Source organism: Microcystis sp. LE18-22.4A (genome assembly GCF_027531105.1).
Classification (GTDB): domain Bacteria; phylum Cyanobacteriota; class Cyanobacteriia; order Cyanobacteriales; family Microcystaceae; genus Microcystis; species Microcystis aeruginosa.
This window is the reverse complement of record NZ_JAPZRB010000213.1, coordinates 1-13,092: the sequence shown is the minus strand read 5'-3', so window position 1 is coordinate 13,092 and position 13,092 is coordinate 1. Positions and strand designations below refer to the sequence as shown.

The following is a 13,092-nucleotide window of genomic DNA, read 5'->3' as shown; positions in this document are numbered from 1 at the left end:
GAGAATGACCGGGGGAACTCTGAAATTTTCGGCTTAGTTGCCGGCAGCTTGCCGCCAACTCACTCCTCTAGATAAGTATTTTGACTCACGCCCCTTCCTCTTTTGAGACGTTGTGACACTTAGGGTGCGGAATGTGGGCTTAAGATTAGCCGAATCTCCCCCAATCCCTTTACTGTTGCCTCTTGCCTCTTGCCTCTTGCCTCGTCTCAACAAGCAATTTAAATGCTTAACAGCTTACTACTGATCAGCCGCCTCATCGGAAGCCCCCCAGTGGTGCACTTCAAATTTGAATCGGCGCTTCAATCAATGTGCATGGTGCGTTCCCCAAAAATCGATCGGTGGAGCAGTAGGAGCCACATTAGGGAACGCACCCTACAAGATTGTGATCACACTTTTTTGAGTTGAGACATAGAATCTTTGTAAAATGGGTTGAAATATTGCAATAGAATCATTCTCCCGCAATTGTCAAAACTTTTCTGTAGAGTGTTTCGCTAATTCGGAATTCTGCTTTTAAGATTAGCTGATCAACAATCGGTTTAATATTCATAATCAATTCTTTTTGCTTGGCTTCGAGTAAAACGCCCAATATTCCAGTAATATTTAGCCCAAGAGATTGCGCAACTTTGCGTCCTTTTCTTTCATCCAAAATTAATATATCTGCGCCTAATTCTAGCGCTAAAATAATCCCTTCTGATTCTCCTCGGTCTAATTTATTGAGTAGTTGATTAACTTGGTTTTGCTGGGTGACGGGCCGTGTTTCTATCCAAGATAAGGTCATGATTTCAATCGTGCCAGGAACGGCGTAACCTAAACTCGCCATTTCCTCATAAACGGCTTGAGGAATGATAATTGTTCCATAGAGTTGATGCAAAAGGGTTAACTGGTTAACGGCGGCTAGGTTGGTAATGGGTGAGGTGTCACTCACGACGATCATAGTCTGCCTAGTTTTTGTAAGGTTTGGATGTCTTCTTCTAATTCTTCAAGGTCATAATGGACACAAATCTCTCGTAGATTAAGTTCGTGTTGAAATTGGAGGAGGTTCATGCCTGCAAGATGACGGGCTTTGCCGATGCTGATTTTGTCTTGTTTAAAGAGCATGATGGCGATTTCTAGTTTTAGCTCGTCTTCGGAGAGTCCTGATGCGGTCAGTATGTCATTAGGAATAACTACGCTCATAATTTTTAGGGGTTGGCGATTGTCAAATCAGCGATGGTTTTATGATAGCTCGCTTGTGTCTAGTGCCTTGAGGGAGGTTGATGATTTCTCCAATCTCCATTAAAAAGAAGCAAATATCAAATAATCCTCTTTTAAATAGCAAAAAAAGAGACCCTTGCGGTTCTCCTGTTGTAATCCCTTCAATTAAAGCTTAGTTTTTGTCTGCCTAGGCGCGGCGGCGCTTGAAGCCAGCCCCCAGAGCGACGACAGCCCCCAGTCCGACGAGGGCAGAGGGTTCCGGGGTTTGAGCGGGAGGAGCGGCATCGCACTTTAACCCACAGCTGCAATCAATGTGCATGGTGCGTTCCCCAAAAATCGATCGCTGGACTCGCTCAAGAACCAATTCTCCTTTTTTAACTTCAGATACCGATGAACTAGCCCTGTTTACACCCTCCACCGAGGACTTGCGGCATAACGGTCTAGTTAGGCTTTTCGCTAAGGGTAGGGTAATACATTTAAATTTTGAATAAATCGGTAGTCTCGTTGATTCTTGGTGATAAAAGGGTAATTCCATATTATTGCTGTACCTGCAATCAAGCCATCGGCAATCAGCAAACCGTGACTTAGCCGATACAAGCGAAGTAAGTCAACCGCTTTGTCTGAAATAGGTTGGTCAATTCTGATTACATCAAACTGTTGAAGGAATTTTTCCAGCGTCCGTAACTGTGACTTGTTAGTGCAGCCAACAATTAGTTCCATTTGTGTAACTACGCTAATTGCTAATCTGGAACTTGATTGTAGCCTTTGCAGACAATTGACTGCTTCAGGAATACCACGACCAACATCAATGATTATGTCGGTATCTACGATAGTTGAACTAGCCATTTGTCTTTGACCACTCGCTTTCTCGTAAATTTCGCACCCAAGTAGTACTATCTAAATCTTGACGATCGCGCCACATTCCAACAAAGGGATCATTAACTAAATCAACATTTGACGATGCAGACAGAGGTTCAGAATATATGTACTTTTGTTTCAAAAAAGCGATCAGGCTGACTACTTGGCTCTGTGCTTCAGCAGGCAAGGATAAAAATTCACCTAAAATCTCATGAGTCATGGTTGTATCCTCCCCCATATCACGCCCAAAAGCGTGTTAGCCAGATTAGCTTACTGCAAACAATCTCCTTTAAGGAAACTTATCATAGAAGCCTTCTAGGAATCTAGCAAAGATTCTTGTATCTGGCTGCACTTTGTCACAAAATTTCACTATTATTTCGGGTAAGGTATCGTAAATCCCTTGATAGATTCAATCGGGACTAACTTCTGGGAAACCCGCTATAGATCTCCTGCAAAAATCAAAAACCTGACCTTAGGTTAGGAGAATCCGAGACAGGAGGAGAAAAAAGACGGGAAAATTTAGTACAAATGCTCTGTTCTCCCTGCTCTGGCGCTCCCTAGCTTACCAGAGGTCGATTATTCACTAAATGGTATCAAAAAAATCGGGTCTAAAACCTCGTCTTTACTCGTTTTATTATCACAGGATTTGGTATCACAGCTTCAATCAATGTGCATGGTGCGTTCCCCAAAAATCTATTAGTGGAGCAGTAGGAGACACATTAGGGAACGCAGCTTACAAGATCGGCGATCGCACTACGGTGATCTATTGGCTTCTCAATAGCTAGTGGGTGAAAGCACTCAAAGTGATCTCATCTAAAACTGCTCCTTATCTCTAAAAAATGTCCCCATTACCTGAAGCAGTCTTCCTGTACGATAATCATAAAATCCAGGAGTCAAGTTATAAAGGGAAAACCCCATTTCATTAATATTGCTTAGCATCTCCTCAAACAGCACTTGGTCTTCATATAGAGGAACCAAGGACATTTCTAAAAACATTCCTTGAATTGAGGGTAGAATTCCTGATGCACCTTGGAGAACTCTATCTTCATACCCTTGTGTATCAATTTTGAGAAACGGCGCTTGGAAATTGGAAAAGCAGTGGCTCACTAGTTCATCTAACCGCCTCACCTTGACTACTTCAGAATCAATGTAAGCTGATCTACCGGCCGCGTCTACATGAGCAGGTAAGATACCCAGTATTGAGCTACTTTGAGAATTACCAGAAATATTAATTGTGGCTTCACCAGTTGTATTGCCAACCGCACAACGTTCTGCAACTTCCCAGTTAGGATAGTTCTTACTTGCAATAACTAGCTTCTCATAAGCAGATGAGAGAGGCTCAAAGGAAACAATTTTACCTTGATACCCAATTTCAATAAGACCCTGAGCATATTGCCCAATGTTTGCTCCTACATCTAAAACCAAGTCAACTTCATAGAGGGTCAATAGCTTCAAAAATCGTGAACCTTTACGTTGAGTATCAATCGCCTTAGCTCGATCAAATGCTGAGGGATAGTACTTAACGATGTCGAAGCCTAGTTGTCGAATAAATTGTCGTATTTTCGTTTTCATATTTTAGCCACAGCTATGAACTGAACCTGCTGCCAATTGCAGCCCCAAAGCAGACAGAACCACTACCACTAAAAGACTGCGGTCCAACTACATATTATACGGAAACTTTCTGTATAACACTCTCCAGAGTAACAATATAGGTCAACTTTCGGTATTCTATTTAGGCGCAATCGCCCGAACTTTTCCCTATATCACGCCCAAAAGCGTGTTAGCCAGATTAGCTTACTGCAAACAATCTCCTTTAAGGAGACTTATCACAGAAGCCTTCTAGGAATCTAGCAAAGATTCTTGTATCTGGCTGCACTTTGTCACAAAATTTCACTATTATTTCGGGTAAGGTATGGTAAATCTCTTGATAGATTCAATCGGGACTAATGGGACTTAGACAAAAAACAAATCGAGAAAAGCCTCAACTCCAATCCCCGCTTGGGATTTACTTCGAGAATCCCAAAATCGCTGAAACCCAGATAGATCAAGGAAAATCATAAATCGAGGTTAACCCTTTGTCCCGTAATGGTTTGAGCCTTTTTTGCTGACCGAAAACGCCTAAGTCCCACTAACTTCTGGGAAAACCGCTATAGATCTCCTGCAAAAATCAAAAATCTGACCTTAGCTGAGGAGAATCCGAGACAGGAGGAGAAAAAAGACAGGAAAATTTAGTACAAATACTCTGCTCTCCCTGCTCTGGCGCTCCCTAGCTTACCAGAGGTCGATTGCGACGACAATTATCGCAATGACCACAGCGAAAATTATCGGCATTTTCCTGAAACCCAAAGGCATTTAAAAGAAAGTGCCAACGACAGCGACGGGTATAGAGGTAGGGAAATATCTCATTTCTGGGTTTAAAAGTCATCTTGGCGGAATTATGGCGATAAATAAGCCGATAATGAAAAGGATCGAGCCATTCTAGGCGATCGAGACTGTGTAAAAGGGAGAGAATGAGCGCACCATCGGGAAATTCGGCACTAATCGCCTCTACTTTGCCCTCTAGGGGAATTTGGGCTAAAATTTGCCAAGCTTGTCGGTATTGGCGTTCCTGTTGGGAGTTAAAGAATTTTTGCTGGTTTTTATCGCTATTATCTAACCATCCCGTCGGTTCACTAATTAAGGTGAGAGCCTGCATTTTGCCGCCATCGCGACCACCGCGGCCGATTTCCTGTAGGTATTCCGATAGTAAAGCCGGGGGTTGGTAGTGGACAACCCAACGCACATCGGGTTTATTGATACCCATGCCAAAAGCTGAGGTACAGACAACAAAAGTTAAATCCCCCCGCAGCCAACTTTGTTCTATTTCCCGACGCTGAAAGGGCGATAAACCGGCATGATAGGCGCTGGTGCGATAGTGGAGAGATTGCAACCATGTCGCTAAATTTTCACTATGGCGACGGGAACGAGTATAGATCAGGCCGGATTGTCGAGGTTGACCGGTGAGGAAGTTTAATAGTTGATGACGACGACAACCGGGGCTAATACATATTTTGGTGCTTAAGTCAAGGTTTTGACGGTAGGGATTTATTAAGAAAAGTTGTGGTTTTTCTAGTTGTAAGATGCGGGTGAGCGTCTCACGGGTGGCGGGGTTAGCGGTGGCGGTAAAAGCAGCGATCGCTATTTGGCTGCCGGCCGGTTTCGATTGCAGCAGAGCGGGACGGACAGCACCGAGACGACGGTAGGCAGGACGAAAATTATCGCCCCACTGGGTTAAACAATGGGCTTCGTCGAGGATGAGAGCGTTAATTTTAACGTGGGGAAGGGTTAATTTTGACCAGAGGGGCGGACTTAAGAGGGTTTCTGGGGAAAGATAGAGAAGTCGCAGGGTTTGATCTGCGATCGCTGCTAAGGTTTTCTTTCTCTGTTGTCGGGGGATTTCATTATGAATCAGGGCGACGGGTAGTTTTTTGGCTAATAATTCCCCCACCTGATTTTCCATCAGGGCAACTAAGGGAGAAATCACTAGGGTTAAGCCGGTTTTTAATAAAGCGGGCAATTGAAAACAGATAGATTTACCGAATCCCGTGGGCATGACAATCAGAGCATCTTTTGCCGCTAGAATTGTCTCGATAATCTCCTGTTGGGGAAAGCGAAAGCTATCATAGCCCCAAATTTTCTGAAAAATAGTCTGGATGCTTTCGGTATTGTGGGAAGACATGGTTAGACTGCTGGGGAAGTGGGGTGTGGGGTGTGGGGTGTAGGGTGTGGGGGAGTTGAGCGGTTTTGACTATCCCGGACGGGTAATAATTTTTCCCATAATTGAATTTTTTTGGCACTTTTTTAATAATCTGTTACACTTATAGCGATCAATCTTTGTCTGGGGAATTACTGATGACTGAACCTGTTAGCACCACTGACCCCGCAGTAGAAACCGCCACGGAAGCGCAACCCAGTTACGTTAAGCTGGCGATGCGGAATATGGTCAAGAAAAAAGGCGTCTCGTTAAAACACTTTTTTTTGACTACGGCAGCCCTATTAGGCTTTTTTGTCGGTATTTCCTATCTGACGCGTCCCTAGGGTGAAATCTGGTGAGTGAGACTTTGCCCCTAGGGGTGGATTTATGCCTACAGGATAATTATTTTAATCCCGGAAATAGTCCTGTGGATGGGGAAACTTGGCACTATTGGTTGGAGACATGGTTAGGCTATCTATCGGATTATCTCCCCGTTGCCGCCGGTTATGAACTAAGTTTGCGTTTAACAGACGATCGAGAAATTCAGACCTATAATTGCCAATATCGCCACAAAGATCAACCGACGGATGTTCTCGCTTTTGCCACTCTCGAAGTGGATTTACCAGTCGATGAGCGCATTTTAGAGACAGAACCTTTATATTTGGGGGATATTATCATCTCTGTGGAGACAGCACAACAACAGGCTTTAACACAAAATCATCCTTTGGCGCGAGAATTGGCCTGGTTAACTGCCCACGCTTGTTTACATCTTTTGGGTTGGGACCATCCCGATGAAACAAGTCTGTTAGAAATGCTATCTTTACAGGAAACTTTGTTAAAAACCGTCGAAATGCCGATACATAGTTAGTTATTTTTGTCAAGCATTATTGAGGAATATGAAGACAAATTATCATCAAGCCAACCAATCTACCAGCCTATCTAATCCCTATCTCAACAATAATTTTATCCCTCGATCGGGACAGGTGAGTGAGGGCAACAATCCCAGTCAAAGAGAATACGCTTGGCAAGTCGCCTCGAATCTGTTAGTCAGTTTTCGCTACGCTTGGGCCGGAGTCCGTTATGCTTTTGTCAGTCAAAGAAATTTTCGCATTCACACCCTGATTACCCTAGTAGCGATTAGTTGGGGCTTATTTTTGCGGGTTAATGCCCTAGAAATGGCGATTGTCTCCCTTACCTGCGCTCTGGTGATGGTCTTAGAATTAATTAACACTGCTCTAGAATCAGTGGTGGACCTGACGGTGGGGCAATCCTACCATGATTTAGCCAAAATAGCGAAAGATTGTGCCGCTGGTGCCGTTTTAATCGCCTCGATCGCCGCTTTACTCGTAGCGGCTTTTATTTTTATTCCCCATTTATTAGTTTAAGCTGGAAGCTTTTTTCAGTGTTGCCAAAGGCACGGCGTAGCCGTCCAGTAAACAGTAAACAGTAATCAGTGAACTGAAAACTCAAATCCGATCACTGATCAGCTGTACTGAATTTAAAATGCGTAGGGGAAACTTCAGTACAAATGCTCGAACTTCCTCTCCCTGCTGCCAACTCCGGCACTGCGGTGCAGTCTTAACCAGTAATATTAGATAGGGTTTGCTGAAAAAGCTTTTCCTGATGGCAGGGTGTGGGGTGTGGGGTGTGGGGTGTGGGGTTTTATCGATTTTCAGGTGGTCAACTACCTAATTTTCAGGGAAAAAGTCCCGGAATTTTCCCCCCAATCACTCCAATGGTCGGCAATTTTTGAGAGAAAAAAAGTCTAAAAACCTTATCCAACAAGATTTTTAGATTTATTCAGCAAACCCTATCTAGGAATTTAGAGCCGTAAGTGTATAAGTTGATTTTGCTCACAACTACTAACGAGCAGAAGGAAGACAAAATGCCTAACTCTATCTTAAACCCATGAGGACACAACCCATGATCTCCCAATTCAAAAAAGATCCTAACACCACAACAGATGAAATTCTGGCAAAAGCTGCTGCCCACAATGATCTATTTTCTACCATAAGTGGCTCAATAGTTTCCATCGCGGGGGCAATCCTTCCTATGATCATCATGTTTTCTAATGCCCCAGAAAATGTGAAAATGGCTGCCCTTGCAGGTGGAGTGGTAACAGGAGGAGCAGGAGCCGTCATTGCTCGCCAGCAACCCCAATGCTTGCAACAAATAGCAAGCGAACGAATAAAACAACAATCTCAATCTTCTGACGAAGGACAATATTAACCGACAATATTAACCCTGGAGGATTTTAATCATGGATATCAACCAAGAAGGACTAGATATCATCAAGCATTTTGAAGGATTCCGCGACAAAGCTTACATCTGCCCTGCTGGAGTTCTCACCATTGGCTATGGAACGACGGGCACTCGTGTAAGATCGGGAATGGTTATTGACAAGAAAACAGCAGAGCAGTGGTTGCTAGAAGATGTCAAGAAATTTGAAGATGGAGTAGAACGGCGGGTTAATGTGAAATTGGGGAGTAATCAGTTTAGTGCCTTAGTCTGCTTTGCTTACAACGTAGGGTTAGAAACAAATGGATTTGGCGGAAGCACTATGCTCCAAAAACTCAACAGTAGCAATTACACAGGGGCAGCCGCAGAGTTTGACAAATGGGTAAAAGGTGGCGGGAGGACTCTGCTAGGATTAGTGCGGCGGCGCAATTCAGAAAAAGCCTTGTTTCTGAAACCCGATGGAGCAATTATCAAAGAGGCGAATACCATCAAGCCCGTCCAAAGCAACCGCCTTCAGATTACTCAGCCTACCTATCTCAAAATCAAGACTTGCAGCCACGCTCAATTAGAGGAGAATAAAGAGAAAGTTGCTATGCCAGTAGGGTGTGAATTTCCTATTCTTACCCATGCCGAAGAGAAGGGACATATCAAGGTAACTTTTGGCGACCGAGATGGAGATATTAAGTTCGCCGGACGCAACACTTGGTATTTGTGGCACGAACATTTTAAGTTCGTCCAGGAATCATCTAACGGTAACGGGACGAACGGCACTACTCATAAGTCTGCTAAAGCTGAAACTTTGGCAGAGCAAGTAGCCCAGGCTTGTGAGAAAAGGAGATATCCCTTGCGGGAAGATGAGTGGAATTTGGTGGGAATTAGTGGGTTGTCTCCGAAAAGCAATCGCGTAGGCGCTTATGCCAAGGATACAACTCCAGACAAGTGGAACGATTCCATTGGGGTGATTGCCAAAGAAGATGGGGATTGGGAGTTTAAGTGCTTGTATTTGGGGACAACTGAGCCTGGAAAATCTTACACCTTCAACCCCATTAAAGGTACTAACGGTGTAGCCCGATTAGCTCTTGGATTTCATGAAGATTTGTGGCAATTCGGACTGCATAAAGGGTACGAGGCGCTGGTGCAAGCAGGTAAAGCACGGTTAGTGCGAGATACCAATAAAAATTTTCAGCGCGATGACAAGGAAACCTTGGAGCAAGGCAATGGAGTCAACCTGCATACTACCAAGACAACAGGGTGGAGCGGGAATGCCAGGAAAGACTCGATTGGACAGTGGAGTGCTGGGTGCAACGTGATTTTTGACCCCCAAGAGTTTAAAGAGTTGATGGCGCTCTTGAAGCGCTCTCCCCAGTACAAAATGAATCACGGTACCCGCTTCGATTATCGACTGCTATGGCATGAATGGTTGCAGTGAGATAAGCGGTTGCATCTTTAAATTTGAGACAGGGTTTCCTTTTTTGTACACTGCATTCTGCCCTGTTTTAACGAGAAATTTAAATGTCAACTAACTTATCCTTGGCGCGGTCAAAATTTGAAAATCTGCTAGTTCTAAATACTTCTGGAGGAATTATGGAATTATTGATTGTTCTGATAGTTGGTTCTGTTACTGGGCTGGGTGTCGGGTATGGATTATGTTTTTTCCTTCAACAAAAAAGTCTCAACAAAAAAGATGGCAAAATAAATCAAATAAGTGCCGCCTTTAAAAAGGAAAGATATTACAGTATTCAACTTGAAGAAATTCAAAAAATCAAGGAATACCGTGTATCTGAACTACAGAAAATCTTAGAATCTCGTTGGATGGCACTTGAAAAATTTGAGGAATTTCAGCTAAACAAACTTCAGAAACTGGAAGAATCTTATCGAGATCTAAGTTCTGATAAAATTGTAACAATTCAAGCAGTAAATGGTGGCAGTAGAGAAGAATATTAAAGCCAACTTGACAATTCAATACTTCATTAGTCTTTTTCTGTTTACTGGGATGTCTTTAAGAAACAATCAAAACGCACACAAGAGAGGATGAATTATGGATCCAATTACTATTATTCTTACAGCATTGGCATCTGACGCAGCAAAACCTGTCCTTTCAGCCTTGGTAGAGGGCGTAGCAAAACCTGCTGGTGATGTGGCTCAAGATGCTTACAATGGCTTGAAGGCTTTGATTAAGCGTAAGTTTGAGAGCCAAGGCAAATCAGATTCAGCTACTATTCTGGATAAGTACGAACAGAAACCCGAAAAAACAAAAGCTCTTTTAGAGGATGAATTAATTGAGATTGGGGCTGATAAGGACGAAGAAATTATTAAATTGGCTCAAAAGTTACTGGAACAATTAAAGCCTCAAGAAGCAGCCGAGGGCAAGTTTAGTGTTCAAATTTCTGGGGGTAAAGTTCAGGGAAATATCCAAGGAAACCAAGGGGATATCGGAAATATTAATCAAACTTTTAATTAATCAGGATGGACTACAAAATGACTGACGATAAAGTTCGCAATTCTTTCGAGACATCTGGAGATAACCTTCAGGGAAATATCCAAGGAAACCAAGGGAATATCAGAGACATTAATAATTATTTCAATAATAATTACCCCGCACCTGTTATTGACGAACAGACTAAGGCTGAATTCTCTGATAGGAGAGTTTTACTCAGTAAAGTCAAACAATATTGGATCGAAGGGGTTTTAGAAAAGTCATTGCATACCAAGGCAATGATTGAACTCGGTCTGGAAAAACGATCAGATGCAGTAAAGCTTCCATTTAGTGGCTTCGAGGAACTACCAGAAGAGTCCAGACAAATTTTGCCGACAGGAACAGATGCAACTGAGGTCTTCAATCAAATAGGAGAGGGACGAACCCTGCTGATTTTGGGAGAACCAGGGGCTGGAAAAACCATAACCCTCCTGAAACTGGCACAGAATTTGATTGCTCGTGCTGAAGGAGGTTTGAGTCGGCTGATTCCAGTGGTGTTGAACTTATCTTCTTGGGGAAGTAAGCAACAAACGATAGCAGATTGGCTCGTGCAAGAACTTTGGAGCAAATACGGAGTTTCCAAAGAAGTTGGTAAAAACTGGGTTAAAAAGCAACAACTGCTACTGCTGCTGGATGGTTTGGACGAGGTAAAGGCTGATCGGCGGGAAGCCTGCGTCGAAGCTATCAACCAATTTATGCAAAAGCATGGACAGACTGAAATGGTGGTCTGTAGTCGGATTGCAGATTATCAAGTTCTTTCTAACCGTCTCCAATTACGAGGCGCGATCTACATCCGCTCTCTGACTCCTGAGCAAGTTAACCAATATTTAGACAATGCTGGTGAACAATTAGGAGCAGTCAAAACTTTGCTGACCGAAGATACCGCACTGCAAGAGTTAGCGAAGTCTCCTCTAACCCTTAGTATCATGACGCTGGCTTATCAAGGCAAAAAGGTGGAAGAAATACTTCAAACAGGTTCGGTGGAAGCACGCCGTGAACATCTGTTCGATGCTTACATTAAGCGGATGTTTAGCCAGGAAAAAATTGGCAAGCCCAAAGAATATAAATCTCCATATCAGAATCAGCAAGCTAAATCGTGGCTAACTTGGCTGGCACAACGGATGAAGCAAGAATCTGAATCTGTCTTTTTAATTGAGAAAATGCAGCCGACTTGGTTATCTCTGACCGAAAAAAGGGTGTTTCTCATTGGAAGCACTTTAACAGGTTGGATATTTATCGGTATAGCTTGGCGCTTATTTCAGAAAGGTGAACTTGATATTTTTTTGTCTATTGTTCTAATATTGGTTCCTTTATGTTTCAGAATTTTTGCTAGGTTCTGTGGATGGGAATGGAGCAATGGGGAAATATTAACTTATGAAAGCATAAACTTATCATGGACAACAATAAAGGAACTTATTATTACAATTTTTCTACCAAACTTTTCGTTTATTAAAAAAAATGTCAAGTCGATTACTATAATATATCTATTAAGTATCGTTGGTTCATTATTCTTTTTTATTATATTTGGAGGAGATAATGGGCTTGGGCTGCTATTAGTCGCACTTCTTTCCCCTTTTATGTATTCATATGTCGTCAATATGCTTCGTATTATATCCTTACCATTTATTGTAAGCAGTGTGCTAAAAGGGGGAGAGGTAGAGAACAAAATAAAGCCAAATCAAGGTATTTGGATGACGGGTAAAAACGCTATTATTTTGGGAGGAATAAATGTAATATTCTTCGGATTTATAATATTTATACTCACTATTTGTTTTGACAAAAAACCTAATGAAGCCATGATAGTCTGGAGTCAATTAATACTAGCTTTGGGAGTAATTGGAAGCTTGACAGGTGGTGTCTTAGACTGTATTCGTCACATACAACTACGTCTTTTTCTCAGCTTTAGGCATCATGCCCCTTGGAACTATGCCCGCTTCCTCGACTACGCCAGCGATCGCATTTTTCTGCAAAAGGTTGGCGGCGGTTACATCTTTGTCCATCGGATGTTACTGGAACATTTTGCTCGGATGAAGTAAGTTTGAGTAGAGTGAGTGCGATCTGCTAGGCTTCGCCCCTCTTCGAGAACGCAGTGCCTCAGCTTCGCGCGTCTCCGACAGCGGCAACGCCGCTCTTGTAGGGTGGTCAAATTGTCATGATTCCTGATGAAGCCGGTTTGATAATATAACTAATCACTAAAAATACGTTGCGCCTTCCTGGGTGCTTCTCAGGCAACTATGCAATCTCCTACAATCACTGGCCCCTTAGACGCTTTTCTCCAGCAACCCAACATTGAAGCCTCTCCTGCCTGGGAATTCATCCATGGACAGGCCCAGCAAAAGCCCATACCAACGCTGTTTCATCGGAAATTTTGGGTCTGAAACCCCGTCGTTCTACGACGGCTTTACTGTTAAATATGAGCATCGTTTACGAAATATATGCTAAAATATGAGACATGGAAAAAGCCTATTCGTTTCGATTTTACCCCACACCAACACAAGAGTCGCTATTGCGGCGCACATTGGGCTGTGTAAGATTAGTTTACAATAAAGCTCTCCACGAACGAACACAAGCTTGGTACGAAAGACAAGAAAGA

General features: G+C 43.0%; 16 protein-coding genes. 9 read left to right on the top strand and 7 right to left on the bottom strand.

The features are described from left to right. Positions 1-448: 448 nt before the first annotated feature. The 7 genes from O9295_RS09380 to O9295_RS09350 all read right to left on the bottom strand — a co-directional run bounded on the left by O9295_RS09380 (position 449) and on the right by O9295_RS09350 (position 5,770). The gene (locus tag O9295_RS09380) at positions 449-934 is read right to left on the bottom strand and encodes a PIN domain-containing protein (protein ID WP_185241282.1); all 486 of its coding nucleotides are present in this window, start codon (positions 932-934) and stop codon (positions 449-451) included. After that, on the bottom strand, positions 931-1,176 hold the full coding sequence (locus O9295_RS09375) for a UPF0175 family protein (protein ID WP_002770883.1): 246 nt from the start codon (positions 1,174-1,176) through the stop codon (positions 931-933). The genes O9295_RS09380 and O9295_RS09375 overlap by 4 nt, the downstream gene beginning before the upstream one ends. Before the next feature lie 205 nt (positions 1,177-1,381). Continuing rightward, positions 1,382-1,612 carry a PEP-CTERM sorting domain-containing protein gene (locus O9295_RS09370; RefSeq protein ID WP_288032772.1) on the bottom strand — a complete coding sequence of 77 codons (231 nt, stop codon included), beginning with the start codon at positions 1,610-1,612 and terminating at the stop codon, positions 1,382-1,384. A gap of 38 nt (positions 1,613-1,650) precedes the next feature. Beyond that, positions 1,651-2,040, bottom strand: coding sequence for a type II toxin-antitoxin system VapC family toxin (locus O9295_RS09365; protein WP_288032771.1), 390 nt, complete (start codon positions 2,038-2,040; stop codon positions 1,651-1,653). Further along, on the bottom strand, positions 2,033-2,272 hold the full coding sequence (locus tag O9295_RS09360; RefSeq protein ID WP_002739406.1) for a hypothetical protein: 240 nt from the start codon (positions 2,270-2,272) through the stop codon (positions 2,033-2,035). The genes O9295_RS09365 and O9295_RS09360 overlap by 8 nt, the downstream gene beginning before the upstream one ends. 593 nt (positions 2,273-2,865) lie before the next feature. Then, complete coding sequence (locus O9295_RS09355) at positions 2,866-3,624, bottom strand: FkbM family methyltransferase (RefSeq protein ID WP_288032770.1); 759 nt, start codon at positions 3,622-3,624, stop codon at positions 2,866-2,868. 694 nt (positions 3,625-4,318) lie between these two features. Beyond that, the gene (locus O9295_RS09350) at positions 4,319-5,770 is read right to left on the bottom strand and encodes a RecQ family ATP-dependent DNA helicase (protein ID WP_288032769.1); all 1,452 of its coding nucleotides are present in this window, start codon (positions 5,768-5,770) and stop codon (positions 4,319-4,321) included. 173 nt (positions 5,771-5,943) lie between these two features. Here O9295_RS09350 and O9295_RS09345 point away from each other — a divergent pair, with 173 nt between their 5' ends. From O9295_RS09345 to O9295_RS09305, 9 genes are all read left to right on the top strand, one after another. Then, complete coding sequence (locus tag O9295_RS09345; RefSeq protein ID WP_002752941.1) at positions 5,944-6,129, top strand: DUF3285 domain-containing protein; 186 nt, start codon at positions 5,944-5,946, stop codon at positions 6,127-6,129. Between the two features lie 11 nt (positions 6,130-6,140). Then, positions 6,141-6,653 carry an rRNA maturation RNase YbeY gene (ybeY, locus tag O9295_RS09340; protein WP_288032768.1) on the top strand — a complete coding sequence of 171 codons (513 nt, stop codon included), beginning with the start codon at positions 6,141-6,143 and terminating at the stop codon, positions 6,651-6,653. A gap of 28 nt (positions 6,654-6,681) precedes the next feature. Continuing rightward, on the top strand, positions 6,682-7,170 hold the full coding sequence (locus tag O9295_RS09335) for a diacylglycerol kinase family protein (protein WP_288032767.1): 489 nt from the start codon (positions 6,682-6,684) through the stop codon (positions 7,168-7,170). Positions 7,171-7,693: 523 nt separating this feature from the next. Then, entirely contained in the window at positions 7,694-8,014 is a 321-nt protein-coding gene (locus O9295_RS09330; RefSeq protein WP_287739201.1) for a hypothetical protein, read from the top strand. Between the two features lie 31 nt (positions 8,015-8,045). Then, positions 8,046-9,452: a lysozyme gene (locus O9295_RS09325; protein ID WP_288032766.1), complete on the top strand. Its 1,407-nt coding sequence runs from the start codon at positions 8,046-8,048 to the stop codon at positions 9,450-9,452. Between the two features lie 83 nt (positions 9,453-9,535). Continuing rightward, complete coding sequence (locus O9295_RS09320; protein ID WP_125730992.1) at positions 9,536-9,967, top strand: hypothetical protein; 432 nt, start codon at positions 9,536-9,538, stop codon at positions 9,965-9,967. A gap of 94 nt (positions 9,968-10,061) precedes the next feature. Continuing rightward, the gene (locus O9295_RS09315; protein WP_002796227.1) at positions 10,062-10,484 is read left to right on the top strand and encodes a Het-E N-terminal domain-containing protein; all 423 of its coding nucleotides are present in this window, start codon (positions 10,062-10,064) and stop codon (positions 10,482-10,484) included. A 17-nt stretch (positions 10,485-10,501) separates the two neighbouring features. Then, on the top strand, positions 10,502-12,535 hold the full coding sequence (locus tag O9295_RS09310) for an NACHT domain-containing protein (RefSeq protein WP_288032765.1): 2,034 nt from the start codon (positions 10,502-10,504) through the stop codon (positions 12,533-12,535). Between the two features lie 416 nt (positions 12,536-12,951). Further along, the coding region (locus O9295_RS09305; protein ID WP_287725211.1) for a helix-turn-helix domain-containing protein at positions 12,952-13,092 on the top strand (141 nt) is incomplete at its 3' end.